General features: G+C 62.9%; 20 protein-coding genes. 12 read left to right on the top strand and 8 right to left on the bottom strand.

Annotated elements, in window-relative coordinates; translation table 11 throughout:
- Positions 1 to 15 precede the first annotated feature (15 nt).
- The 5 genes from DKB74_RS12395 to cls all read left to right on the top strand — a co-directional run bounded on the left by DKB74_RS12395 (position 16) and on the right by cls (position 7485).
- Entirely contained in the window at positions 16 to 3324 is a 3309-nt protein-coding gene (locus tag DKB74_RS12395) for a response regulator (protein WP_109808803.1), read from the top strand.
- A complete protein-coding gene (locus DKB74_RS12390) occupies positions 3324 to 4148 on the top strand; it encodes a CheR family methyltransferase (protein WP_109808477.1) in 825 nt (274 codons plus the stop codon). The genes DKB74_RS12395 and DKB74_RS12390 overlap by 1 nt, the downstream gene beginning before the upstream one ends.
- Positions 4145 to 4711 carry a chemotaxis protein CheB gene (locus tag DKB74_RS12385; RefSeq protein ID WP_109808476.1) on the top strand — a complete coding sequence of 189 codons (567 nt, stop codon included), beginning with the start codon at positions 4145 to 4147 and terminating at the stop codon, positions 4709 to 4711. The genes DKB74_RS12390 and DKB74_RS12385 overlap by 4 nt, the downstream gene beginning before the upstream one ends.
- The gene (locus DKB74_RS12380) at positions 4708 to 5844 is read left to right on the top strand and encodes a hybrid sensor histidine kinase/response regulator (protein ID WP_109808475.1); all 1137 of its coding nucleotides are present in this window, start codon (positions 4708 to 4710) and stop codon (positions 5842 to 5844) included. The genes DKB74_RS12385 and DKB74_RS12380 overlap by 4 nt, the downstream gene beginning before the upstream one ends.
- A gap of 210 nt (positions 5845 to 6054) precedes the next feature.
- Positions 6055 to 7485, top strand: a complete 1431-nt coding sequence (gene cls, locus DKB74_RS12375; RefSeq protein WP_109808474.1) for a cardiolipin synthase — start codon at positions 6055 to 6057, stop codon at positions 7483 to 7485.
- A 154-nt stretch (positions 7486 to 7639) separates the two neighbouring features.
- On the opposite strand, the gene DKB74_RS12370 is transcribed toward cls, so the two are convergent.
- Complete coding sequence (locus tag DKB74_RS12370; RefSeq protein ID WP_109808473.1) at positions 7640 to 8557, bottom strand: AraC family transcriptional regulator; 918 nt, start codon at positions 8555 to 8557, stop codon at positions 7640 to 7642.
- A 119-nt stretch (positions 8558 to 8676) separates the two neighbouring features.
- On the opposite strand from DKB74_RS12370, the gene DKB74_RS12365 reads away from it, so the two are divergent.
- The gene (locus DKB74_RS12365; RefSeq protein WP_109808472.1) at positions 8677 to 9048 is read left to right on the top strand and encodes a hypothetical protein; all 372 of its coding nucleotides are present in this window, start codon (positions 8677 to 8679) and stop codon (positions 9046 to 9048) included.
- Between the two features lie 340 nt (positions 9049 to 9388).
- Here the strand turns inward: DKB74_RS12365 and DKB74_RS12360 are convergent, their stop codons facing one another.
- The 6 genes from DKB74_RS12360 to DKB74_RS12335 form a co-directional block, all read right to left on the bottom strand.
- A complete protein-coding gene (locus DKB74_RS12360) occupies positions 9389 to 11374 on the bottom strand; it encodes an acetoacetate--CoA ligase (protein ID WP_205007878.1) in 1986 nt (661 codons plus the stop codon).
- A gap of 63 nt (positions 11375 to 11437) precedes the next feature.
- Positions 11438 to 12469 carry an MBL fold metallo-hydrolase gene (locus tag DKB74_RS12355; RefSeq protein ID WP_161956862.1) on the bottom strand — a complete coding sequence of 344 codons (1032 nt, stop codon included), beginning with the start codon at positions 12467 to 12469 and terminating at the stop codon, positions 11438 to 11440.
- The gene (locus DKB74_RS12350) at positions 12462 to 13124 is read right to left on the bottom strand and encodes a nuclear transport factor 2 family protein (RefSeq protein WP_109808469.1); all 663 of its coding nucleotides are present in this window, start codon (positions 13122 to 13124) and stop codon (positions 12462 to 12464) included. The genes DKB74_RS12355 and DKB74_RS12350 overlap by 8 nt, the downstream gene beginning before the upstream one ends.
- The gene (locus DKB74_RS12345; RefSeq protein ID WP_109808468.1) at positions 13121 to 13969 is read right to left on the bottom strand and encodes a fumarylacetoacetate hydrolase family protein; all 849 of its coding nucleotides are present in this window, start codon (positions 13967 to 13969) and stop codon (positions 13121 to 13123) included. Before DKB74_RS12345 ends, DKB74_RS12350 begins: the two co-directional genes overlap by 4 nt.
- Before the next feature lie 42 nt (positions 13970 to 14011).
- Entirely contained in the window at positions 14012 to 16351 is a 2340-nt protein-coding gene (locus tag DKB74_RS12340; RefSeq protein ID WP_161956861.1) for a TonB-dependent receptor, read from the bottom strand.
- 57 nt (positions 16352 to 16408) lie between these two features.
- Complete coding sequence (locus DKB74_RS12335) at positions 16409 to 16801, bottom strand: nuclear transport factor 2 family protein (RefSeq protein ID WP_205007877.1); 393 nt, start codon at positions 16799 to 16801, stop codon at positions 16409 to 16411.
- Positions 16802 to 16940: 139 nt separating this feature from the next.
- On the opposite strand from DKB74_RS12335, the gene DKB74_RS12330 reads away from it, so the two are divergent.
- From DKB74_RS12330 to DKB74_RS12315, 4 genes are all read left to right on the top strand, one after another.
- On the top strand, positions 16941 to 18593 hold the full coding sequence (locus tag DKB74_RS12330; RefSeq protein WP_161956860.1) for an FAD-dependent monooxygenase: 1653 nt from the start codon (positions 16941 to 16943) through the stop codon (positions 18591 to 18593).
- Positions 18594 to 18611: 18 nt separating this feature from the next.
- Positions 18612 to 19307 carry a TetR/AcrR family transcriptional regulator gene (locus DKB74_RS12325; protein ID WP_109808464.1) on the top strand — a complete coding sequence of 232 codons (696 nt, stop codon included), beginning with the start codon at positions 18612 to 18614 and terminating at the stop codon, positions 19305 to 19307.
- Between the two features lie 17 nt (positions 19308 to 19324).
- On the top strand, positions 19325 to 19933 hold the full coding sequence (locus DKB74_RS12320; protein ID WP_109808802.1) for a VOC family protein: 609 nt from the start codon (positions 19325 to 19327) through the stop codon (positions 19931 to 19933).
- A gap of 97 nt (positions 19934 to 20030) precedes the next feature.
- A complete protein-coding gene (locus tag DKB74_RS12315; protein ID WP_161956859.1) occupies positions 20031 to 20801 on the top strand; it encodes a glutathione S-transferase family protein in 771 nt (256 codons plus the stop codon).
- 28 nt (positions 20802 to 20829) lie between these two features.
- Here the strand turns inward: DKB74_RS12315 and DKB74_RS12310 are convergent, their stop codons facing one another.
- The gene (locus DKB74_RS12310) at positions 20830 to 24312 is read right to left on the bottom strand and encodes an indolepyruvate ferredoxin oxidoreductase family protein (protein ID WP_109808462.1); all 3483 of its coding nucleotides are present in this window, start codon (positions 24310 to 24312) and stop codon (positions 20830 to 20832) included.
- A 197-nt stretch (positions 24313 to 24509) separates the two neighbouring features.
- On the opposite strand from DKB74_RS12310, the gene DKB74_RS12305 reads away from it, so the two are divergent.
- Both DKB74_RS12305 and DKB74_RS12300 read left to right on the top strand, forming a co-directional pair.
- Positions 24510 to 25217: a Crp/Fnr family transcriptional regulator gene (locus tag DKB74_RS12305; protein WP_109808461.1), complete on the top strand. Its 708-nt coding sequence runs from the start codon at positions 24510 to 24512 to the stop codon at positions 25215 to 25217.
- 415 nt (positions 25218 to 25632) lie between these two features.
- Positions 25633 to 26901: a tyrosine-type recombinase/integrase gene (locus tag DKB74_RS12300; protein WP_109808460.1), complete on the top strand. Its 1269-nt coding sequence runs from the start codon at positions 25633 to 25635 to the stop codon at positions 26899 to 26901.
- Positions 26902 to 26903 lie beyond the last annotated feature (2 nt).

The following is a 26903-nucleotide window of genomic DNA, read 5'->3' as shown; positions in this document are numbered from 1 at the left end:
TCGAACCTTCAGGAGATGCGGCAAAGCGACGCCCAGATTCGCCAGACGCATGACGTGCTGACGATGCTGGACGAGGTGCTGACCTCTGCGCTCGATGCCGAAACCGGCCAGCGCGGCTACCTCCTGACCGGCGAGGAGGCCTATCTCGAACCCTATGTCGACGGCGTGGCCGACCTGCGCCGTCGCCTTGAGCTTCTGGAACGCGACACGCAGGGGGACAGTCTGCGCAGCGAAACCTTCGAGAAGCTGAGAAGCGCGGTCGAGATCAAGCTGCGCGAAATGGCGCGGGTCATTGAACTGCGCCGCGAGCGCGGGCTCGAAGCAGCGATAGCGGAAGTTAGCAGCGACCGCGGCAAAGCGGCGATGGATGCCATTCGCGCGCAGATGGCAGTGTTGCAGCGAGGCGAACTGGAAACACGACAGGTGCGCGAAGCCGCGCTGGAGGCAGCATCGCGCCAGGCCGTGATCAGCGCAGTCACGGCCAGTCTGATCGGTATCGCATTGACGGTCACCATCTTCATTCTGGGTTTGCGAACCAGCCGCACCCGCGAACGCCAGCGATGGCTGCAGACCGCTCAGGTCGGCCTGTCAGAGGCAATGCGGGGGGACAAGACGGTCCCGCAGCTGGCCTCTGCCATCCTCACATTCCTGGCGGAGGTCACCCACGCCCATGCCGGCGCGATGTTCAAGGGCGAGGCTGGGACGTTCAACCGCGCTGCGACGCTTGGCGTCCCGGCAACTGCCGATGTGCCGGAAACGTTCGAACGCGGCGACGGATTGCTGGGCAAGGTTGCGCGCGATGGCCATGCGACCATGCTCCGGGATGTGCCCGCCGGCTATCTCACCATCGGCTCGGCGTTCGGCAGCGATGTGCCGCGTCATTTGCTGATTGCACCCTGCCAGGTGGATGGAATCGTCAACGGCGTCATCGAACTGGGGTTTTTCGATGAAATCGACGATCAGGTGCCCGAATTGCTCGAAAGCACGGCGGGCGCGATCGGCATTGCACTGCGGTCGGCACGGTTCCGCGAAAAGCTGCAGGACGCGCTGGAAGAGACTCAGCGTCAGGCCGGCGAGTTGCAGGCGCAAAGCGAGGAACTGCGCGTTTCGAACGAAGAGCTTGAGGAACAGGGCAACGCACTGAAGGAATCGCAGGCGCGGCTGGAATTGCAGCAGGTCGAGCTGGAACAGACCAACAGCCAGCTGGAGGAACAGGCGCAGACACTGGAAAACCAGCGCGACGAGCTGGTCCGCGCCGCGACTACGCTGCAGCTCAAGACGCGCGAGCTGGAACAGGCCAGCCAGTATAAGTCCGATTTCCTGGCGAATATGAGCCACGAGCTGCGCACGCCGCTCAATTCGCTGTTGATCCTGTCCAAATTGCTGGCCGACAATCCCGACCGCAATCTCTCCGAAGAACAGATCAAATTCGCCCGTACCATCGAATCGTCGGGCAACGACCTGCTGACGCTGATCAACGACATTCTCGACCTGTCGAAGATCGAGGCGGGGCATGTCGAGATAGAAGCCGCGCCCGTGGCGACCGAGCGGCTGGCCGCGGACATGCGCAAGCTGTTCGAGCAGCTGGCAAAGGAACGCGGGCTCGATCTGGACGTCACTCTGGCGCCCGGCGCGCCCCGCTCGATCGAAACCGATCGGTTGCGCCTGGAACAGGTGCTCAAGAATCTGTTGTCCAACGCGATCAAATTCACCGAACAGGGACGCGTCGGGCTTTCCATCGGACCGGTAAAGGGCGAGATGCTGGAACTGGCCGTTTCTGACACCGGCATCGGCATTCCGCCCCAACAGCGCGACGCGATTTTCGAAGCGTTTCAGCAGGCCGACGGCACGATCAGCCGCAGGTTCGGCGGGACCGGGCTTGGCCTGTCGATTTCGCGCGAACTGGTGCGCCTGCTGGGCGGTTCGATCCGCCTCGAAAGCGAAGTCGGCAAGGGCAGCACCTTTTTCGTCGCAATTCCCCTCGCCTATGATCCCGGCAAGGTCGCGGCGAGGGAAGTCGTGCCGCAGGTTCCCGCAGCGATCATGGCGCCGGAGAAGCCGTTACGCGATAGAACGCCCGGACCGGCGGCACCGTCCTCGAGTGTGGAAGACGATCGCGATGCGCTTGCCGATGGCAAGCGGCTGTTGCTGGTAATCGAGGACGATTCGACCTTCGCTTCGATCATTTGCGATCTTTCGCGCGAAATGGGGTTCCAGTGCATCGTTGCCGGCACCGCGCAGGATGCGATCGACCTTGCCCGCGAATATCGGCCGAGCGCGATCGTGCTCGACATCGGATTGCCCGACCAGTCCGGACTCACCGTGCTCGACCGGCTGAAGCACCAGGACGAAACCCGGCATATTCCGATCCATGTCGTATCGGGCGAAGACCAGGGCAATACCGCGCTGGCGCTCGGCGCGGTCGGCTTTCTCGGCAAGCCCGCGCCGCGCGAACAGCTGGCCGAAGTGCTTGCCGGTCTGCAGGAAAAACTGTCGGCACGCATGCGGCGCGTGTTGATCGTCGAGGACGACTCGGTTCAGCGCGAGGCGGTAGGCAATCTGCTGCGGTCGCAGGATGTCGAAACCGTCGGTGTCGGCACTGCCGCGGAGTGCCTCGCAGAGCTTCGCGAGGGCGGCTATGACTGCATGGTCCTCGACCTTTCGCTGCCCGACGCCTCGGGCTTCTCGTTGCTCGAAACGCTCAGCGAAGATGTCCACGAGCCGCTGCCGCCGGTCATCGTCTATACCGGGCGCGATCTTTCGGCCGATGAGGAACAGCGCCTGCGCCGCTATTCCAGTTCGATCATCATCAAGGGCGCGAAATCGCCCGAACGGTTGCTGGACGAGGTTTCGCTGTTCCTGCACCGGGTGGTGTCCGAACTGCCGCCCGAACAGCGGCAGATGATCGAGAAAGCGCGGCATCGCGACGCCGCGCTGGAAGGACGGCGTATCCTGATCGTCGAGGATGACGTGCGCAACGTCTATTCGCTGACCAGCGTGCTGGAACCTCGCGGCGCACTGACCCGCATCGCGCGCAACGGCCAGGAAGCACTCGACGCGCTGGCGGCGGCCGCGACCGATCCCGACAATGCGATCGACCTGGTGCTGATGGACGTGATGATGCCGGTGATGGACGGCCTGACTGCGGCACGCACCATTCGCGACGATCCGCAATGGCGCAAATTGCCGATCATCATGCTCACCGCCAAGGCGATGCCCGACGATCAGCAGAAATGCATCGATGCCGGCGCCAATGATTACATGGCCAAGCCGATCGACGTCGACAAGCTGCTGTCGCTGGTGCGGGTGTGGATGCCCCGATAATGAGCGAGCCCGTCGAGGAAATAGAAATCCAGCTGCTGCTGGACGCGCTTTATCGCCATTATCATTATGATTTCCGCCATTATGCGCGCGCGTCGATCAAGCGCCGATTGCTTCAGGCGCAAAAGCAGCTGGGCTTCGACAGCATTTCGGCGCTGCAATCCGCCGTGCTGCATGACGAAACGATGCTGCCCAACCTGCTCAATTATCTGACGGTACAGGTCAGCGAGATGTTTCGCGATCCGTCCTATTTCCGGGCGTTGCGCGAGAAGGTGATCCCGCATTTGCGCACCTATCCCTCGCTGAAAGTGTGGGTGGCCGGATGCAGCCATGGCGAGGAACTCTATTCGCTCGCCATCCTGTTCCGCGAAGAGGGGCTGGCGGAAAAGACGATCTTCTATGCCACCGACATCAATCCCGCCGCGCTGAAGGCGGCCAAGGCGGGTGTCTATTCGCTAGACCGCGTGCGATTGTTCACGGAAAACTACCAGCAATCGGGCGGCCAATGCTCGCTGTCGGAATATTATACCGCCGATTACGGCCGCGCGGTGTTCGACCAGTCGCTGCGCGCACGAACCGTATTTTCCGACCACAGCCTGGTCACCGACGCGGCATTTGGCGAAATGCACCTGATATCCTGCCGCAATGTCTTGATTTATTTCGATCGTGAACTGCAAGATCGCGTGGTCGGCCTGTTCGCGGAATCACTGGCACGGCGTGGCTTTCTGGGCATCGGGTCCAAGGAGAGTCTGCGTTTTTCCGCCCAGGCCGACCGGTTCTCCGAGTTCGTGCGCGAGGAACGTATCTATCGGAGAAAGTCGCGATGACGCAGGGGCTGGTCGCAATCGGTGCTTCGGCGGGCGGTGTACAGGCGCTTTCGCATATCCTGCCCGATCTGCCGGCGGATTATCCGCTGCCGGTCGTGGTGGTGGTTCATATTCCGCCGCGAAAGGACAATGCGCTGGTCGCGCTGTTCGACCGCAAGTGCCGGATGAGAGTGAAGGAAGCCGAGGACAAGGAACCGCTGACGTCGGGGACCGTCTATTTCGCGCCGCCCGACTATCATCTGCTGGTCGAGGCGGAGGGCGCGCTCGCCCTTTCGACCGAGGAACCGGTCAATCATTCGCGTCCGGCGATCGACGTGTTGTTCGAAAGCGCCGCCGATGCCTATGGAGCGGCGCTGACGGGGATCGTGCTGACTGGCGCCAATAATGACGGCGCAGCCGGATTGCAGGCGATATGCGCGGCGGGCGGCACCGCCATCGTGCAAAATCCCGACGAAGCCGAAGTCGCGGCGATGCCGGTCGCCGCAGCGGACGCGTGCCGGGGCGCACTGGTTATGACGCTCGATGAAATCGCGGCGCATCTTGCAAAGACGGTGACTCAATGACGGTGCCCGAACCCACCATCAACCTGCTGCTGGTCGACGATCTGGCCGAGAATCTGCTCGCGCTCGAAGCGTTGCTCAAGCGCGACGGACTGGCGTTCCACACGGCCCGCAGCGGCGAGGAAGCGCTCGAACTGATGCTGCAGCATGACTATGCGCTGGCGCTGCTCGACGTGCAGATGCCCGGGATGGACGGATTCGAGCTCGCGGAATTCATGCGCGCCAACGAACGGTCGCGGCATATTCCGATCATTTTCGTGACCGCCGGAACGGGCGATTCCGCGCGCCGCTTCCGTGGCTATGAAGCCGGTGCAGTCGACTTCATCCAGAAACCGATCGAAGCGGATATTCTGCGCTCGAAGGCGGCGGTTTTCATCGACCTTTACGATCAGCGTCGCCAGATCGCCGCCCAGCGCGACGAACTCGCCATGCTCAGCGCGGCGCTTCAGGTCGCCGACCAGCAGAAGAATCGCTTTCTTGCGGTTCTGGGGCATGAACTGCGCAATCCGCTGATGGTGCTTTCCTCAGGGCTCAACATTCTCGAGCGCGACAATCGCCGGGCGAATGCCGATGAGGTGCGCGCGGCGATGCGACAGAACATCACGCATGTTTCGCGGCTGGTGGACGATCTTCTGGATATCGCGCGGATCGAGCAGGGCAAGATTTCGCTGCGGAAGGAAACGCTCTCGCTGCACGACATCCTGCCACAGGCGCTGGCGCTCAACAGCGTGGCGATCGAGACGGCCGGACACAGGCTCGACGTCGAAATGCCCGATGAGGAGATCCTCCTCGAAGCCGATCCCGCCAGAATAATCCAGATCGTGAGCAACCTGGTCGGCAATGCCGCGCGCTACACGCCTGCGGGCGGACGGATAACCGTCACGATATCCGGAACCGAGACTCAGGCGATCATCGCGGTCCGCGACACCGGCATCGGCATCGCACCGGATCAGCAGACGCGAATCTTCGAGATTTTCGGTCAGGCCGATTCATCGCTTGGTATCGTCGGTGACGGTCTGGGCATCGGTCTGGCGCTGGTCAAGGAACTGGTGGAAATGCATGGCGGCCAGATTTCCCTCCAGAAAAGCGCCCCCGGCGAAGGCAGCACGTTCGAGGTGCGGCTTCCCAGAGCCTGAGCGAACCGTCTGTGGTTGCAAGACCCGGCTCCGCAGGGGACGGGATATGCGAGCGCGACGGCGGCCACCGCAGCGGCCATCGGCTGATGAACGACGATTATCGACCGCGCATCGCTCAGCAACCGGCCGTCCGCCGGCAACCCGGAAGCGGCTGGACCATGACCAAGGAAAGAAGCACAGATACCAGGCACCGACAGGGGTGAAACGTCGTTGATCGAACTGAACACCATCCTATGGCTGATCGTCGCGGCGCTCCATCTCGCCGTGGTCCTCCGCGCGGTCCTGCTCGAAGGGCGCGATTCCTATGCGCGCGCAGCCTGGTTGCTGCTGCTGATCGCCTTGCCCGTGCTCGGCGTGATCCTGTACCTTCTGTTCGGCGAACCCTGGATTTCGAGCGGCCTCAGGGACCGTGGACGCCGCGCCTATGACGCGCTGCTTCCATTCGCGCCCCGCCCTGCAGAACGCGGGGACGCCGCCTTCGCGGCGAACGCCTTTCGAACCTTCGAAGCGGCATCGGGTTGGCCGGCTTCTGTCGGAAACACAGGCCGGATCGCACCCGATTCCGATGCCGCGATCGCGATGCTGGTCGCAGACATCGATGCGGCAACCCAGTCGGTTCATTTGTCCTTCTACATCTGGCTGGCCGACAATAATGGCATGAAGGTCGTGGAGGCGGTATGTCGCGCGGCCCGGCGCGGGGTGACCTGTCGCATCGTCGCCGATGCGATCGGATCGCGGGCGTTGATCCGCTCCGATCCCTGGTCGGCGATGCGCGATGCCGGCGCGCGGCTTTGCAGTTCGCTTCAGGCGCCGCTGGGTCTCGGCTTTCTGGTGGGGCATCGCACCGATCTGCGCAATCACCGCAAGATCGCCGTCATCGACGGACACGTCACATATTGCGGCAGCCAGAATTGCGCCGATCCGGCGTTTCTGGTCAAACGCAGCTTTGCGCCCTGGGTCGATATTCTGGTTCGCTTCGAAGGGCCGGTGGCACGCCAGGCCGACCTCATCTTCGCCTCTGCCTGGACCTTGGAAACGGGCGAGGATCTGCGTCCCGTCATGGCCGTCGATCCGCCGCAACCTGCGGCCGACGGCTTCGTTGCGATCGCCGCAGGAACCGGGCCGCTATCTCCGGGCGGAACGATGACCGACATGTTCGTCGCCACGCTCGCGGTCGCACAGGAAAGCGCGACGATCACGACGCCCTATTTCGCGCCCGATCCGCCGCTGATCAGCGCGATCGTTGCCGCGGCGCGACGTGGCGTCGCGGTCCGCATCGTCTTTCCGCGCCGCAACGACAACCGGATCGTCGGCGCAATCGGCCGAGCCTATTATCCGGTTCTCGCAAGAGCCGGGGTGCGTATCTTCGAATATGGCGGCGGACTGCTGCACGCCAAGACGATCGCGGTGGACGACAGGCTGGCCCTGATCGGCTCGTCCAACATGGACCGGCGCAGTCTCGATCTGAATTTCGAGAACAACATCCTGTTCGAATCCCGCGAGCTGGCAACGCAGTTGCGCGAGCATCAGCAGCGCTGGCTTGCCGACGCTATCGAGATCGATCGCGGCGGCGCCGCCAGCCGGTCGATTGCCCGCCGCTTTGTCGACAATCTGCTGACGATGATTGCTCCGCTGTTCTGAAATCGGTCCGTTCCGCAGGCTGGAACCATCGCGAAACCGCACGCTGATCGCCGCGCCGGTCAGCGAGACCGAGAGGCGGAAAGGCCGCCGCGCAACGACCGGCAGTTTCGGCACGCGCCGGTGCCGCTCCGCCGCACGCGTTGTTCCCATTTGGCTAGCGCAGCGGCCCGATGACCGCCGAACGCGCGCGCCGGCGGGGCGTGCTGCCCATGACGCGCTTATAGGCAGTGCTGAACGCGCTTTCCGATTCATATCCGAGCGAGCGGGCGACGGTCCCGACGGCCTCGCCGCGCGAAAGGCTGCGTTCGGCGCGCAGCATCCGCCAGCGGGTGAGATATGCCATCGGTCCTTCGCCGACCAATTGCCTGAACCGCGCCGCGAAACTGGATCGCGACATGCCGATATCGGCGGCAAGCATTGCGACCGTCCAGCGCCGGGCCGGTTCCCGGTGCATCGCGGCAATCGCCGCGCCGATCCGCTTGTCGGACAGCGCGGAAAACCATCCCGCGTCCCTGCCTTCCTCCAGGTGAAGCCGCAACGCCTGGACAAAGATCATATGGGCCAGATGCTGCGCGATCAGCACGCTTCCCGGCTGGGCAATGGCCAGTTCCTGTCGCATCCGGTCAAAGGCCCAGCGCAGCGTCGCACGATCCGCCTCGCTCTTCAGGTGAACGAGCGGCGGCAACAGCCCCAGCAGCATCTCGGCATGCGGCCCTGCGAACTGGAAATGGCTGCCGAGCACCGTCACCCCGCCGCCGCCGTGCAACCTGACGACCGCGCCCTCGGGTGAGCCAACGAAATAAGGTCGGTAATCCTCGGCCGGCAGGTTCGGATCGCTTGCAATCCGGAACGGCCAGCCGTGCGGCAACAGAAAACAATCGCCTTGCTCAAGCAGCACAGGCGGGCCGGCGCCTTCGACCGTGATCCAGCAACTGCCCGCAGTCACGGCATAGCATTTGATCCCTGTGTCATAGGCATCGAAGCGGATCGACCAGTCGCCGCCCGCCTCGAAGCCGCCGACACGGTAGCTTCTTGGTTCCAGCAGCGCGAGGACATCGGACAGCGGATCCATGCCTGGACGATCTCCAAGGAAAATCGGACGATGGCGCATGGATCGTCCGGACGCAATCCTGCATGACCGTGCCGAACGGGCCTGCATTGGCCCCGGCATTTGGATCAGGAAGATCGACAATGACCTTTCAGATATTGGCGTACGTCACGTGCGGCGCTGCTTGCCTTCTGGGGTTCCGCTTCCTCTTCGCGGGGGGCGGCGTGCTCAGGGAGTGGGGTCTTGAACCGACCGCCGGCGCGCTGATTCTGTTTCGCCGGCTCGGCGTCATCTATCTCGGCCTTGCCCTGGCGTTTTTTCTGGGGCGCAATGCCGCGCCTTCGGATTTCCGCTCGGCCATGTGCCTAGTCGTGGCGGGCGCCGTCGCGCTTCTGGCATGTCTGGGGCTGTTCGAATTCCTGGCGCGACGGGCCAGCGCGGGCATTTTCCGATCGATCGCGGGCGAGGCGGTGCTGTCGGCCGCTTTCCTCTGGCTATGGTGGGCCGGGCCATGACCGCAAGCCTCAGCCGACTTGTACAGCGCGCACCGGCACTCCGTCAGGTCACGCCTTTGCCGCGGCAACGAGCATTTTTTCCGCGCTGATGCAGATCATCGGGATCGTCGCCAGGGACAATTGTCTCGTCGGCGGCAAGCTCCGCGCGCTTCAACTGAAAAGCGAGCGCGACCTGGCTGCGGATTCACCTGACCACTACCCGGCGACAACAGCGCGGGAGCAATACCCCCCATGCAGGCGCGCCTTGTCCGCCGAACCATGGGCTGGTGAGGCTTCTGCAATATCTCGGGGATGGCGCGTTGCATCGCCCACCCGATCCATCCTGCTGCCAGGCCCGCCCCTACACGCCCCGTCCGGACGACAAACGGTCTGCGATAGCCATATATTCGGTTAGCGAATCGGGATTGGACATGGTCGATGGATCGACCAGTGCCTTGCCACGACGCCCTTCGAACAACCGCTTGACCGGCAATTCCAGCTTCTTGGACGTCAGGGTTCGCGGAATGTCGGCGACCGGGATGATCGCATCCGGGATGAAGCGCGGCGATAGCGAGGTTCGGATCGCGTCCCGAACGGCATCCGCCAGTGCATCGGTCAGTTCTCCGCCCGCCGGAACCACGAAGAGCAGCAACTTGCTGTCGGCATCTTGCTGGCGAACGTCGATCACCATCGAATCCGCGACGGCATCCAGTTGCTCCACGGCGTCATAGATTTCGCTGGTGCCCATCCGGTGTCCGCCACGGTTGATGGTGGCGTCGCTGCGGCCGAAGATTTCGCAAGTCCCGTCGGATTCGATGCGCAGCCAGTCGCCATGCCGCCAGATGCCGGGATACATGTCGAAATAGGATTCGCGATAGCGCGCGCCATCGGTATCGCCGACCAGATAGAGCGGCATGTTCGGCAGCGGCTGGGTGCAGACAAGCTCGCCGACCACGTCGATGACCGGATTGCCCGCTTCGTCCCACGCTTCCACGGCAGCGCCGATCTGGCGGCACTGCAATTTTCCGGGCGCTTCGGGCAGATCGCGATTGCCCGTGCAGAACGCCCCGCAAATATCCGTGCCGCCCGAGCTGTTGAACCACCAGATATCCGGCGCGCCGGCCGAGCCGAGCCGTCTGGAAATTTCCAGCTGCACCGCCGCCGGCAAGGGCGACGCGGTACTTCCCAGAGACCTTAGCGAAGAAAGGTCGCCGACCGAAGCAAGGTCGAGACCGGATTTGGCGCATAGCGTGTAGAATTGCGCGCCCGATCCCAGGAAGGTGACGCGATGGCGTGCGGCGAAACGCCACAGGACACCCCAGTCGGGCGCTTCCCGGCTGCCCATCGGGCTGCCGTCGTAAATGCAGATCGTGGTCCCGCCCAGCAGGCCGCCGACTTGCGTATTCCACATCATCCAGCCGGTCGAACTGAACCAGTGGAAACGCTCGCCCGGCGTGCGCGCGTCATAGCTGGCGCCAAGATCGCTATGGAGCCGCGTTGCCGCATTGCCGAGGATGATCCCGCCATGACCATGGACCAGCGCCTTGGGCTTGCCGGTCGTGCCGCTGGAATAGACGATCCATAGCGGGTGATCGAACGGCAGCGGCGTCGGCGCCAATACGCAATCGGTACGGGCGCACAGCGCGGCAAAGTCGAGCGCGTCCTCGAACGGGTCGGCGCTATGGCCCGATCGCACGATCACCAGTTTTTCGACCGTCGGCAGTGCATCGTGCAATTGCCGGACGACCGGTGCGCGATCGATCGCCTTCCCGCCATAGAATACGCCATCGGCAGCAATCAGCAGCTTCGGTTCGATCTGCCGGAACCGGTCGAGAATGGCGGGTGCCCCCATATCGGGAGCGCATACCGTCCACACCGCGCCGATCGACGCACAGGCGAGGAACGCCACCACCGCCTCGGTCCGGTTGGGCAGATAGGCGGCGACACGATCGCCGCTTTCCACGCCAAGCGACTGCAACTCGGCTGCGAACGAGGCCACGCGCGCACGCAATTCGGGCCATCCGACTTGCGCAATCGCGCCGGTTTCATCCTCGGCGACGATCGCAGGATGGCCGGCGGCATCGGCGGCATCGACGTGGCGGAAAACCTGGCGGGCATAGTTGAGCGTCGAACCGGAAAACCATCGCGCACCCGGCATCGAACGGCTTGCCAGTACCGTTTCATACGGCGTGTCCGACAGGACACCCTCAAATTCCCACAGAAATTTCCAGAATGCCTCGGCATCCGTCACCGACCAGCGGTGCAGGGCTTCATAATCGCCGAAACGCCGACCGGTCGAGGCTTCGGCGGCCGCAGTGAACAATCGCATGAGCGAGACCGAAGCCATCGGCATCTCCTGACGTGAAACTATCTTAAACCTGCGCAGGAACCGGATAGATTCCGCCCGCTGCTAAAACGCATCGCCATCGTTGGCGACGACGACAGGCCCCGGATACACTGCCTGGACCCCGCTGGTGAACAGCCGCAAATCATGGTTGTTCTCGCCCGTGCCGATATGGCTGAGCACGACCATAGCGACGTCGGCCCGCTTCCCCATCTCGCCAACCGCCTGCGGCGACAGATGCTCCTGCAACATATGCTCGGCAACGGGTTTCAACTGCGCAACCGGCGTGTTGAACAGCTGCGACAGCTGCGACAGCGTATAGTCCATGTCCATGACTTCGGCGACGAGGATGTCGGCCCCGCGCGCCAGTTCGGTGACAGCTTCCGAAGGGCCCGTATCGCCCGTGAATACGATCGAGCGGTCCGGCGTGTCGAAGCGATAGGCATAGGATCGCGCAGCACCCAGCGGGCGTCGATCAGCAGGGATCGTCGCATAATGCGAATTTTCGACTGCAGTGACCGTGATCAGATCATCCTTGTAGATCACCGCCGGGCCGGAAACGTCGACATCATGCGCCACCACCATCTGTGCAACGGGCGGCGTCGGCGGCATTTCCGCCGCGTAGATATCGCTCGTGAAACCGACCAGATTCGTCACGCGCGCCATATATTCCCGCGTGGCGGGCGGCCCGTATATCTCGATCGGTTCGCTCGGCCGCCTTTGCCAGGCAAAACCGAGCATGGTCGGAATACCGGCCACATGATCGAAATGGAGGTGGGTGAGAAAGATCCGCCGAACCTGATCCGGCTGAATGCCGATTTTCGCAAGGCCGTGCGAAACCCCCGCGCCAGCATCGATCAGGTAGATGCGATCTCCCACCTGCAGCAAGGTGGCCGGTCCTGCGCGATCGGACAGCGATCGGGGCCCGGCGGCCGTCCCCAGCGTCACGATGCGCGTCGACTTTGCCGGGTCCGGCTGTGCGACTTGCTGCGGCGCCGGAGCCGCGCCCACAGCTTGCGCTGCAGCCGACACAGGCCCGATGGTGGCGACGCACAAGGCGACAAAGCCCAGCTTCCAATTCCGGCTAAGGTTACGCACGCAGGCTTCTCCCGTGGTTGTTCGTCTCTGTGGTTGCCATGTCCAGCAACCACGCACGCTCGGCGTCGATCAGGGACTGGACGAGGTCGGGGCGGTCGATGCCCGGCAGCGTGGCCGATGCCGGGCGACCGAGCTTTGCCATTGCATACGCCAGACAGCGATAGGAGGGACGCAGGCCGGCCAGAAGATCCTCATCGAGCTGCGGAATTCGGTTCGGATCAAGCGGCTGCATCAGGTCGCGAAGATAAATTCCGCGAAGACCCGCAATCAGCCACGCTCCGCCCCGTTTTTCCATGCGAACGCGAAGCCGCCCGAAAGAGGTGATCGCGACTCCGCACCCTTCCAGTTCGGTGAAAATATGGATGGTGCAATCCGTGTCGAGCGTCGCCCGGTCGCCACGGAGTTGCACGACCGACTGGCCGATCTGGTGAAAGGAGACGTTGCCGCCTTGCGCCATCGCTTGCGACGCCTGAACGAACGCCGCTCCCGATCCCGTGAACCAGGAAATATCGACCTCGGCATCGGGATGATAACAGGCCGCCATCTCGTCCCAGCGCCCTGCATCGCGCGCAGCCCGCTCGAACACCAATCGGTCTTCGATGCGTATCCGCTCGAGCAGATCGGCGTCCGTCAACTCGAAGCCCTGCCCGGTCACAACTCCGCGCAAACCCTGTTTTCGATATGGCCCAGACCTTCGATTTCCAGCCGGACGATATCGCCGTCGGCAAGGAACCGGCCGCTCGCCATCCCGACGCCCGAAGGCGTACCCGTTGCGATGATGTCGCCGGGCTCCAGCGTCATCACGGTGGAGAGATAGGCGATCTGCGCGGCGATCGAATAGATCAGCCCGCCGGTATCCGCGCGCTGGCGTTCCTCGCCATTGACGCTGAGCGAAAGAGTCAGCGCCTCGGCGTCGGGCACTTCATCCGCCGTCGTGATCCAGGGGCCGATCGGCCCATGCGTGTCGAAGCTCTTGCCGAGCGTGACCGTCGGGCTGCGCATCTGCCAATCGCGCGCGGACACGTCATTGCACAGCAGATATCCCGCGATGACCGAATGCGCTTCGGCTTCGCTGACATCATGGCATCGCCGGCCGATGATGAAGGCCAGTTCTCCTTCATAATCGACCTTGTCCGACGCTTTGGGCAATTCGATCGGATCATAGGGGCCGGTGATGCACGACACCTGTTTGTTGAACCATGCCTGGCTGGTCGGGACCGGAATGCCGGCGGCTTCGGCCTCTGCCGCATGCGCCGTATAGTTCATGCCGATCGCAAGGAATTTCTGCGGGTCCGTAATCGGCGCCAGCAATCGCACCTTCGCCAGCGGAAAGTCGCGCCCGCTTTCCGCCTCCAGCGCGCCGCGAAGCGCGGGCAGATCCTCGATCAGCTTGCGCATCGAGGATCCGACCCCCGCAACATTGCCCAGATCGACGACGCGATCCCCGACAATTTTGCCGATCCTGATTTCACCGTCGATTTCAAATCGGCAAAGCTTCATGTCCGGTCATCTCCCAGGAACAGGTTCATCACGCTGCGCGCATCAGTAGCGAAAGCTGAAGGTCACCCCGTAGGTCGCGGGCATTCCGGTAAGGGCGGCAAGCCGATCACCGCCCACGCTGGAGCTGAGATAGTAGAATTGGTTGGTGATGTTCTTGCCCCACAGCTGAACCCGCCAGCTGCCGTCTGCGGCTTCGATCCCGCCGCGCGCATCGATCAGCGTATAGGCCGGCAGCAACAGCCCCGGATTTTCGCCAAAGGCGGCGTAGGTCGAGCTGTGATAGGTCAGACCGCCGCCCAGGAACATGCGAGTGCCCGAGGAGATATCGAACCCATATTCCGCGTCGCCGACGATCTGCCATTTGGGCGAGGTCGGCAGTTCTTCGCCGACAAAGGAGGTGGGCACGCCATAGGCGTCGACCGGGTTGCTGGGGTCTTCAAGAACCCGGCTGTTATAATAAGCGATGCCCGCCGTCGTACGAAGCCCGGCAAAGGGGCGAACCACCGCCTGAAGCTCGCCGCCATAGACGCGCGAACGCGGGATGTTGACCAGCTTGGGCAGGTTGCCGAACGGCGGAATTACCGCGCTGCCCAGAATCTGCTTGTCGGTATAATCGGCATAGAACACCGCGCCGTCGAGGCTGACGCGACGATTCAGCGCCGAAAGCTTGAACCCCGCTTCGTACGACGTCACCGATTCCTGGGTAACCGGGCTGAACTGCGAAGCGAAAACCCCCGGCAATACCGAATAGCTGCCGGGCTTATAGCCCCGGGAGATCGAGGCATAGAGCAACGCGTCGTCCGACGGCTTCCAGTTCACGCCGCCGCGAAACGACACATTATCCTCATCCAGCGAAGAGCGCACTTCGCCCAGCAATACACCGGGGGCGGACTGGGTTACGCACTCGCCCGCCATTGCGGGAATACCGAATACCGCGCCGAACGCCGTCGCGACCTGGCCATTGCCCGGATCGGCAAGGCAACCGCGAAAATCGCGATCCTGTTTGGTGTAGCGCCCCGAAAGCTGGATTTCGAACTGCGGCGAAAGCGCATAGTTCAGGCTGCCGAATGCGGCATAGGTGTTCACTTGCTGATCGTTGCGAACCTCAAGCCCGCTGAACGGGAACGGCCCAAGGCCGGCGTTGCTCGTCTTCAGAATGTTCTGCTGGATTTCGTTGCTGTGATCCCAGGCGTAATTGCCGCCGATCATCCAGTCGACCGCCCCCGACGTGCCGGCGACACGGAGTTCCTGCGAAAAGGATTTGATCGATCCCTGACGCCGCAACACGAACGCGGCATAGGCCGTGCCGTCGGTATCGGTATAGGCATTGGTGGTCAGCTCGGAATAAGCGGAAATCGACGACAGCGTGATCGAATCGCTCAGATCGTAATCGCCGCGAAGCGAGAACTGATAAAAATCGTCATCCAGACCAAAGGGCGTGTTCGGATCCCAGCCGGCGAGCCGGGGGTCGTTGGGCGTGGCGGTGAGTGGCCCCAGATTCGCGTAGCTGTTGCCCGCGTTCAGGGGATTCATCGGAGCGGTCGGCGCGAACGCGATATAGTGAAACGCCTGTGGTTCGGATCCGTCGTGCCAGCCATTCGCGCCCAGTTCGAACCGAAGCGTGTCGGTCGGTTTCCAGTCGAGCAGAACACGACCCGTATAGAAGCGCCGCATTCCCATGCGCGCATCCTCGCTCTGTCCGAAGCGCGCATCGTTGCGCATATCGGGCTTCTGCCACCCATCGCGATATTCATAGCGACCGGCAACGCGCGCGGTCAGCCCCTCGGCCAGCTTTCCGCTGACAAAGGCTTCGGCGGACACCTCGTCGAAACGACCGGCGTTCAGCGTGAAACCGGCATGCATGTCTTCGGTGGGCTTCGCCGCGATATAGTTGATGGCGCCACCGGTTGAGCTCTGGCCGAACAAGGTGCCCTGCGGCCCTTTCAGCACCTCGACACGTTCAAGGTCGAGTGCGACCCCGCGCGTCATCAGCGAATAGGGCAGCGGCACTTGGTCGAGATAGACGCTGACGGCGGGGCTGCCACCGATCGAACTGTCGAAGAAACCGACGCCGCGAATGGTGAAAACCGGCGTTCCGAAGTGCGATTGCTGAAATGTGAAACCCGGCGCGATGCGATCGAGATTCTCGACCGACGTCACGCCCTGCCGTGCCAGCTGGTCGCCAGAGGCCGCGGAAATCGCGATCGGCACATCGCTCAACAGCTCATCGCGCTTTTGGGCGGTGACCACGATCTCGGTATCCGTCCAGTTCTGCGTCTGCTGCGTAACGGGCGCGCTGTCCTGCGCATGGGCAGCCCCGGCATATACCAGGGCGAGAATGCATGGCGCATGATACAGGTAATTCTTGGATGCGTATTTCACGAAACCCTCCCCAAATATTATTATTGATTTTGTTTATTATTATCGAAGTTGCGCGGATTATTTCTGAGGCGCCAGGAAGACTATTTCCGCGCCAATCGCGGTTATTAAAATCGTCTCGCCGTCGATCGAAAAGCGCATCTCGCCATCGGCCACCAGCGCCGGGCCGCCGCAGTCGGGAGGTGAGTCTTCCTCACCGGACCGAACCACGCCGAAGGTGGTGATCAGGAATGCGACCGAGCAGCCATCGCCGTCGCTCTTCACGCGCAGATTCGTGATCTGATGGCGGGTCATCAGGCCGGCCGGCCGTTTCGACAGCGCTTCGCCGATTGCGGCCCGTCCGGAAACGAGCACCTCGCGCTGCCAGACACAGTCCTCGGCGACCAGCGAGAGGATCGTCGCATAGTCGCGCCGATCCAGCGCACGCCAAAAGTCGATCACGCGATCGATCACTGCTTCACGAATTGCCATTCCGATCTCTCCGAGCCTGATCCGTCTTTGTTGACATTGTCATTGGCTATGTTGATAAAGCTATCAGCATAACAGACAATGTCAACAGACTTGGAGAGTGCGGGTGAAGGGGGTGACGGATTTGAACCACAGGATCGCCATTGTGGGCGCGGGCGCCGCAGGGCTGGTCTCCGCCGTGCTGCTTCGGCAGCGGGGGATTGCGGTCGATATTTTCGACGATGGCGATGGCCCCTGCACCCTGCCCCAGGCGCATGTCATCAACACGCGCACCAGCGAGATTCTGGCAGAAATCGGTGCGTTTGAAGCGTTGCGGGCTGTCGCCGCGCCGATCGATCGCGTCGAATCGATCGCGTGGGTTGAATCGCTGACCGGACGACGTTTCGGGCGGATGGACCTGATCAAGGACGCAGCATCGGGCGCCTTGCGCGCTGGCGCGAGCGCGGTTCACGCGCTGAATGTCGGTCAGAATCACTTCGAACAGGTCGTGGCGGCACGGTTTGCCGAGCTGGGTGGCTCCGTCCGCTATCGCAACCGGGTGGTCGGATCGCAGATTGACGGCGACAAGGCTGTGCTGAGTATCCGCAATGCTGATGGTGATATCAGCAAATATGACTATGATTATGTCCTGGCCTGCGACGGAGCGCGAAGTTCCGTTCGGGAATCGCTCGGCATCGCCATGGTCGGCCCGCCATCGATCGCACGCTACGCATCGGCCTATTTCACTGCCGACCTGTCGCATCTGATCGGCGATATACGGGGGCCCGTTGTCTTTGTCGGCGGCCCCGATGTCAGGGGTGTGCTGATCGGTTTCGACATCGCGAACAGCTGGGCGCTGATGTGCGTCATCCCGCCCGATTCCACTCCCGATGATTTCGGTCCCGATGTGATGCGCGAGCTGATCTATCGCGCGATCGGCGATCGCACGGCGACCATCCGGCTCGACGGCGTCGGATCGTGGAATATGAGCGCGCAGGTCGCGGACGATTTCCGGCGCGGCCCGTTTTTCCTGGTCGGCGATTCGGCGCACCGTTTTCCGCCCACGGGCGGGCTGGGGCTGAACACCGGCGTGCAGGACGCGCATAATCTGGCGTGGAAACTGGCGTTCGTGCTTCAGGGGAAAGCGCCCGCCGCGCTGCTGGAAAGCTATGCCGAAGAGCGCATGCCGGTTGCCCGGGCAAATTGCGCGCACAGCCTGGAAAACGCAATGAAACTGGCGGAAATCGACGCCGCGCTCGGTGTCTCTTTCCTGGCACCGGTCGACCCGGCCGTGGTTACCCGTGCCGAAACAAGCGGACCAGCGCTCGCGATCGACGGGGAAGACGGCGACGAGGCCCGGCGTGCAGTGGCGCAAGCGATCGAAGCGCAGCGGCCGCATTTCGATTCGCTCACGCACGAACTTGGCTATGTCTATGGCGCTTGCGAACCCTATTCGGAGGCTGGACCCTATGCGCCGTCCGTGCGCCAGGGCGGGCGTCTTCCGCACGCGCTGGTCGACGGGCCGCAGGGGAGCGTCGGCCTGCACACGCTTTGCGCCGGCGATAGCCTGACCCTGCTGGTGGGCAAGGATGTAGACATCGGAACCCTGTCGGACTTGCCCGGGGAAGTCGCGCTGCGTCGGATCTCGGACGACCTCCCCGACATGCTGACCGGCAGTGACATGATCCTCGTCCGTCCCGACGGGCATGTCGCCTGGAACGGGCGCGATCAGGACGGCGCCGGTCTTGCGGCTGCGTTGAATGCGATTCTTCGGTCAGATATGCTGACCACAGTCTAAACTTCCCGAAGGACCGTCATGTCGAAAGCTCCTGCCCGCAAACCCACGAAGACGCGCCGCGCGGCCCCCGGATCGTCGGCGAACGCGCGCAATGATCTGCTCGATGCGGCGTTGAAGCTGTTCGCGCAGAACGGGTTCGATGGCGCGTCGCTGCAGGAAATCGCGAATTCGGCGAGCATCGGACAGCCGCTGGTCCATTATCACTTCGGATCGAAGGACAATCTGTGGCGCGCAGCAGTCGAATATGCGCTGGATGATTACAAGCGGTTCTTCGGCCTGTTGAACAGGACGATCGTCGACCTGCGGCCCATCGACGCGCTTCGCGTGTTCATGCGGGGGTTTCTCGAATTTTCGGCCGAGCGGCCCGAACATGTGATGATCATCCTCAACGAAATGCGCACACCGGGCGAGCGTTTCGACTGGCTGATCGAGACGTTTGTCGGGCCTTTCCATGGGCAGCTCGACAACCTGCTGTCCCGCGCCGCCGACGATGGCTGGATCGTGCCCGTGCCGGTCGCCCACCTGACCCCGATGATCATGATCGCGCTGTCGCATTTCTATACGTTCCGGCCGCTGATCCAGGGCCTCTACGGCATCGATCCGCAGGATGAGGACGTGGCGAACGCCCATGCGGATTACATGATCAAACTGCTTTTCAACGGCTTGCAAATCCAGCGTCCGGCCGGGCGCGGCGATGCCGACGACGAAACATAATTTATGAGGAGATGATGATGGATATTGCAGAACAGACGATCGTGTCCCAATCCGACGCGTCGCCGATCCGGCCCGTTAAGCTGGCGCATGTGGTCATGCGCACCAATGAACGGTTCGAGGAAATGGTGCGCTGGTACCTGCATCTCCTGAACGCGCAATGCGTCCACAAGGACGATAATCTTGCGTTCCTCACTTATGATGACGAACATCATCGCGTCGCGATCGCGCGCGTGCCCGAAATGGTCGACCGCCCCTCGGGCACGGTTGGCGTCGACCATGTCGCCTTCACCTTTGCCGCGCTCGAACATCTGCTCCTGACCTATGAGCGGCTTGCAGAGGATGGCATCGAGCCGATCCTGTCGATCAATCACGGTGCGACCACGTCGATCTATTATGAAGATCCCGATCGCAACCGGATCGAACTGCAGGTCGACAATTTCGCCGATTTCGACGCCTTCACGCGGTTTCTGGAAAGCGGCGCGATGCAACGCAATCCGATCGGCGTGGCATTCGATCCCGCTGCGAATCTGAAGGCGCTGCGCGAGGGCACGCCCGCAGCGGACCTGCAACGCTATGACGAGGATCAGCTGGATCCGGCAATCATGGGCGTTCTGGCCGCCAACTAGGTCGGCGCCCGCCCCGCCGCCGCCACCCGATTCTGACCTGCGCAGCGGGCGAGCGATCCGATCCTCGCCCGTTGCCCATGCCGAAAAGGCCGATCCGATGCTCAGCCTCTATCGATTTCGGGGCGCAACCTGCGCCTCCAAGGTCATGCTCGTTCTGGCCGAGAAGGGCCTCGACTATGAGGACAGACTGGTACCCAGAAGCTATCTGTCCGATCCGGAATATCTGAAGCTCAATCCCGCAGGCGTGGTGCCGACGCTCGTCCATGACGGCAATGTGCTCGTCGAATCGAGCGTGATCATGACCTATCTGGACGAGGTGTTTCCCCGGCCAGCTTTGCGGCCCGATACCCCGCTCGGCCGCGCACGGGTGAACGCCTGGTTGAAGCGGCTCGACGACAGCCTGCAGCATCTGGGCATCGCCACCTATGCGATTGCGATGCGGCACCCGATCCTCGCGCTGCCCGCCGAACAACGCGAAGCCTATTATGCGTCGGTCCAGATCCCGGAGCGGCGCCAGCTTTACCGCAATCTCGTCGAACAGGGACTGGAGGCGCCGGAAGTGGGCGGCGCGCTACAAGCGCTGAAGGCGTTGCAGCACGAAGCCGAACGGAGCCTTGCGGCCGATTTCCTGGTCGGCGACTACAGCCTCGCCGATGCAGGGCTGACGCCGTTCCTGGCGCGGATGGAATTGCTGGGACTGCTGCTTCCCGAAGCGGAAACGCCGCGCCTGCACCAATGGTGGCAGCGCGTTCAGGATCGTCCGTCGTTCGATGTCGCCGTCACCGCCGCCGCCCCCGAAAATGCCGACCAGATCCGGCAATTGGCCGCTGCAGCGAAGGACCAGATCGCACGTCTCTTGGCCAGCTGACGGCGCAAGCCGCGCTGGAGTACGCGCCCTATTCGACCGGTGCGATCTGCGCCGGCGCGGCTCCCACCTCTCGCGCGGCGCCATTGCCACGCGCAAATCGCGCCTCTGCAGCATCGATCCGCCTGGCATAGGCTTGCATCGCAGCTTCCTTCACCGGCCCATAGCCCCGCACGGCTTCAATTTCTTCCAGCAGCGCGGCCGCCTCGGGCAGATTTGCAGCGCTCAGCCCGTCGAGCGTGCGCTCCGTCAGTTGCTCATAGTCGCCGATCAACTGTCGCTCCGCCCGGCGCTCCGATGTCATCCCGAAAAGGTCGAACGCGGTTCCGCGCAGGAATTTCATTCTTTTCAGGAAACGCAACGCCGGCAGCATGACCCATGCCGGGAATTCGCGCTTGGCCGGACGCCCATCGCGTCCGCACCCGCCCAGAAACGGAGGCGCCATGTTGAAGCTCAGCCGCGCCCCATCGGCAAAACGCTCTCGCAGGCGCGCATGCAGCTTCGGATCGACCAGCATCCGCGCCACCTCATACTCATCCTTGATCGCCAGCAATCTGGCGTAATTGCGCGCGAAGATGGTCGTCAGAGCGGTCGAACCGGGCACGGCCGCGCTCTCACGCGCCTGTACCGCAGCGACGCGTTCGCGATAGCGCTGCGCAAGCGCTTCATTCTGATAGGCGGCCAGATGCGCGGAGCGGTGCGCCAAGATCGCGTCCAGCGTCTCGGGAATGGCATCGCCTGCGTCGGGGCGCGGCAGCATCGCCAGCACCCGATCGGGATCGGCGACGAACAGCCGCCCGAGGCGAAAGGCATTGACGTTTAGCCGCACCGCAACGCCGTTCAGCGCAATCGCCTGTTCCATCGCAGCGACCGAAACCGGCAACAGGCCCGATTGCGCCGCCATGCCCACGACCATCAGATTCGCAGCGATGGTGTCGCCGGTCAGGCCGAGCGCGAGCGCCGTGGCATCGACCAATTGCATCCGCTCCGCGCCGATTTTTTCGGCGAGACGGGCGACCAGCACTTCGCTTTCCGGAACCGCATCGCGATCGAACTGAAACGCCACCGTGGGAACCACCGCTTCATTGGCAATGGCCCGGCTGTTCGGCGACAGCGTCATTGCCGATTCGGGCGAAAGCCCCGCAACCAGATCGAAGGCGAGCAGCAGGTCGGCCTCGCCGCTTCCCAGCCGCTGCGTATGCAGATCGTCCGGCGTGTCGGCGATGCGGATGTGGCTGAACACCGCGCCGTTCTTCTGCGCCAGCCCCGTCATGTCGAACAGCGAGGCGGCGCGGCCGTCGATATGCGCCGCCATGCCGATCAGCGCACCCACGGTGATGACGCCGGTGCCGCCGATCCCGGCAACCATGATGTTGCACTTGCCCGGCGCCACTGCCGGCGTTTCGAGCGAATCGAACAGCGCGTCCGTCAGCGCAACGCCGCTCGGCTTGCGCGGTTCGGCATCGCGCACGGTGATGAAGGACGGACAAAATCCGTCGGCGCAGCTATAATCCTTGTTGCAGCTCGATTGATCGATCTCGCGCTTGCGGCCCAGCGGGGTTTCGCGCGGCAGGATGCTGACGCAGCTCGACTGGACCGAACAATCGCCGCAGCCTTCGCAAACATCCTCGGCGATGAACATCCGCTTGGGTGGATTGGGAAACTTCCCCTGTTTGCGGCGGCGTCGCTTTTCCGCGGCGCAGGTCTGTTCATAGATCAGGACCGTACAGCCCGGCGTTTCGCGCAGCATTCGCTGAACGCTGTCCAGCTCGTCGCGATGGCCGATGGTCACTGACTTCGGCATGGTCCGGTCGCGGCGATGGTGATCGGGATTGTCGCTCAGCACGACGATCCTGCCGACACCTTCGTGCAACAGCTGCTGTGCGATTTCCGAAACCGACAGGGGCCCGTCGACCGGCTGACCGCCGGTCATGGCCACGGCATCGTTGTAGAGAATCTTGTAGGTGACGTTGACGCCGGAGGCGACCGCCGCCCGGATCGCCAGCAATCCGGAATGATAATAGGTGCCGTCGCCCATATTCTGAAAAATGTGCGATGTGTCGGTAAAGGGCGCCAGCCCCATCCAGTTGGCGCCCTCGCCCCCCATCTGGGTCGGCAGCATCGCCTTGTCCGGGGCGACGAAATTGACCATCGTGTGGCATCCGATACCCGTCATCGACAGGCTGCCGTCGGGGATGCGGGTCGAGCGGTTATGCGGGCAGCCCGAACAGAAAAACGGGCTACGCTTCAGACTGGCGACATTGGCATTGCCCGAGCGGGCAGAGGTGAGCGCCGCAATCGCCCGATCGATCGCCGCGTCGCGAATGCCGAGTTCGGTCAGCCTGCCTGCAATCACCCGCGCGATATCGGCGGGATCGAGCTGGATGACCGACGACAGCAGCGCCCGGCCGCGTTCGTCCTTCTTGCCGATCAGCATCGGCGCATCGCGATCGTTGACCAGCGCCTCGGCGATCTGCGCCTCCAGAAACGTCTTTTTCTCCTCGACCACCAGCAGCGTGTCGTGCCCGTTCGCGAACTCCGCGACCCGCTCACTATCGAGCGGCCAGATGCACCCGACCTTGAACAGCGAAATGCCCAGCGCCTGCGCGCGCGCCGCGTCCAGGCCAAGCAACTCCAGCGCCTGCATCACGTCACCATGGCTCTTGCCGGTGCTGACGATCGCAAGCCGCGGCGTTTCCGCACGAAAGACGGCGCGGTCGATCCGGTTGGCGCGCACGAACGGGATCACCAGCGGCAGGCGGTGTTCGACCACGATCTGCTCGGCGCGCAGCGGATTATAGGGCCGGATCGCGGCATGCAGCCCTTCGGGCGGTCGCGACGCGACAGGCGGCAGCACGGGCGCGAAATGTTCGAGGTCGATATCGATCGTCGCGGTCTGTTCGACCACTTCGTTGACGCACTTCACGGCGGTCCACAGGCCCGAATGGCGCGAGAGCGCCAGTGCCAGCAGTCCATAGTGCAGGATTTCGCCGACATTGGCGGGATAGAAACAGGGGATCAGGCTCGCCGCGACGGCCTGTTCGCTTTGATGGGCGACGGTCGAGGATTTGCCCGCGTGATCGTCGCCATAGAACAGGACGACGCCGCCCTTGGCATGGGCGCCCGCATAATTGCCGTGCTTGAACGCATCGCCCGACCGATCGACTCCGGGACCCTTGCCATACCATGCGGCAAACACGCCGTCATATCGGGCACCAGGGACCTGATCGATCTGCTGCGAGCCGGCAATCGCAGTCGCCGCCAGGTCTTCATTCACCCCGGGCTGAAACTTGATATTCGCCGCATCGAGCCGCCTGGCCGCTGACCACAAGGTCATATCCACATTGCCCAGCGGCGACCCGCGATAGCCACTGATATAGCCCGCCGTCTTCAATCCCGCCCGCGCGTCGAGCGCGGCCTGGGCAAGCATCACGCGGGCCAGCGCCTGGGTGCCGTTCAGCATCACGCGCCCGGTGGTTACATTCCATTTGTCGTCGAGGGTGATTGCAGTCATATCGGTCCCGTTTCTCGTCCGTGACCGTCTATCGGAAGCGCTGATGGACCGCTGTCATCTGCATGACAGCGCGGAGTATATTCCGATTCTACGGCGCCGGTTCCGGGGGGCACCCGTCTGGCTGCGGGGCAGCGCAGAATTCTCGGGGGATTGCAGCGCCGCTTGGATCTTCCCCGCCAACCGGAACAGATGGAGCGATGACGGAACGATATTCATCATTCGACTTGCTGCAATGGCTGCCAAAGGACGCTGCCGACGCGTTTCTGGCGGCGGGCCAATCGCGCCACTTTCCCGCCCGCAGTTCGATCTATGTGCAGTCCGAAGAAGGACGCGACATGTTCCGGCTCGTGTCGGGGACCGTCAGGCTTTCGCTTATGGGCGATGATGGCCGCGATCTTCTGTATCAGTTGTTCAGTCCCGGCGATTGCTTCGGCACCAGCAGTGTCGTCGACGGAGAACCGCGACCCCATACCGCAGAAGCGTTTGACGACGTAACCTTGCAGGTGTTCGACCGCGCGACGATCAACCGGCTGCGTCAGGCGCATCCCGAACTGAACGATGCGCTGCTGAAGCTGCTATCGCGGCATATGCGATTGCTCAGCGACTATTTCGCGGCGGCCACGTTCGATGAAGTGTCCTCGCGGCTGGCACAGCGTCTTCTCGACATGGCGGAAACCTTCGGCGTCGCGCGCGACGATGGCATCGGCCTGTCCCGGCGGCTGTCGCAATCCGAACTCGCGGCGATGGTCGGCACCGCGCGACAGACCGTGAACAAGGTGCTGCACGAATTTCAGGAACTGGGCATCATATCGGTCCAGCAGGGCACCCTCCTGTTCACCGACCTGTCCAAACTTCGCGAAATCGCACTGAAAGGCGCCCGGCTGCACCATTTCGCAGCGGATTGATCGCGATGCCAAACGCCGTCGACCGCGGCGGCGTGGGCAGGAGCGCGACGGCGCGACCGGCCGCCCCGTCGGAGGCGTGAGCGAAGCGAACTGGCCGCGAGATCAAATACTGGCCGAGCGGGAGGGAGACTCTTCGAACCCGTCAGGGTTCGCAAGGCCGAACGGCCGCCCGAGCTTATGCGAGGAAAGCCAAGGCGACGGATGTCGCCGCCGGCGCTTGAGGCTCAAACAAAACTGGCGGAGACGGAGTCCGCTAAACCACTAGCCGCAACCGTTCTCGAATAACCGATAATTCCGCTGAAAAGTGCCAATTTATGTCCCAACTTGCGCACCCATCGTTCACCTCTGTTCGGTTGCGTTCCCATAAAACCGCGCTAATATCGGGGAGCTATTTTGGGAACGAGGATGGCGCGCCATGCCAAGGAAGCTCAGCAACGCGCTAACGCCATTGGCGGTGAAGAACGCGAAGCCTGGACGCCACGCGGATGGGGGCGGATTGCATTTGCTGGTGAAGGAAAGCGGCGCGCGTTCCTGGGTCTATCGCTTCATGTTGCGCGGCAAAGCCCGCGATATCGGTTTGGGCGCCGCAGCCGGCCCCGGGGCGATCTCGCTAGCCAAAGCGCGAGATAAGGCCGACGCTTTGCGTTTGAAGGTGAAGGCGGGAGTCGATCCCCTCGCGGAACGCGACAGGGAGGCCGCTGAGGCACTTGCGGCGGCTCAGGCGGCGCAGATAGCCGGAATCACGTTCAAGGCCGTCGCTGAGGCTCATATCGCGGCAAATGAGGACGGCTGGCGCAATGCCAAGCACCGGCAGCAATGGAAGAACACACTCGCCACCTATGTCTATCCTGTGATCGGTGCGTTGCCAGTCGCGGAAGTCGGCACCACGCACATCCTGCAAATCCTCGAGCCGATCTGGAAAGAAAAGCCTGAAACCGCCAGCCGGGTGCGCGGGCGGATCGAAACGGTCTTGGACGCTGCAAAGGCGCGCGGATATCGGAATGGGGAAAATCCGGCGCGCTGGCGCGGCCATGTCGCGCAAATTCTACCCGCCCGTAAACGCCTATCGCGCGGCCATCACAAGGCGCTGTCCTATGAGGACGTTCCCACGTTTGTCGCCAGTCTGCGCAATCGGGAAGCGACGGCCGCTCTAGCGCTGGAATTTGCGATCCTGACAGCCGCACGAACGGGCGAAGTGATCGGCGCGACTTGGGCCGAGATCGATCTAGGCAAAGCGGTTTGGACGATCCCGGCCGGGCGAATGAAGGCGGGCAAGGAACATCGCGTTCCCCTGTCGGCGCGCGCCGTCGAAATTCTCAAAACCACACAGGCGCTCGGGGGCGATTGGCTTTTCGTCGGCACCGCAAAAACTTCGGACGGAATGAAACCCAAGCTCTCTGGTATGGCGATGAATATGCTGCTTCGTCGGATGAAGGTTGACGCCACCGTACATGGCTTCCGATCGGCGTTTCGCGATTGGGCGGCTGAGAGCACCGGATACGCGCACGAAGTTTGCGAAATGGCCCTGGCCCATGTGATCGAAAACAAGGCGGAAGCTGCCTATCGGCGCGGCGATTTGTTTGAGAAACGCCGCCGGCTGATGAATGATTGGTCGGCGTATTGTTTGACCGGCCACGTTGATGCGAAGGGTGGGGTAACGCCTATCCGCAGCGTAGTAGTGTAAAT

Origin of the sequence: Stakelama portus, assembly GCF_003171655.1 — a bacterium.
Lineage (GTDB): Bacteria > Pseudomonadota > Alphaproteobacteria > Sphingomonadales > Sphingomonadaceae > Sphingomonas > Sphingomonas portus.
Note: the sequence above shows the minus strand (reverse complement) of the source record. Positions and strands in the feature narration are given on the sequence as shown.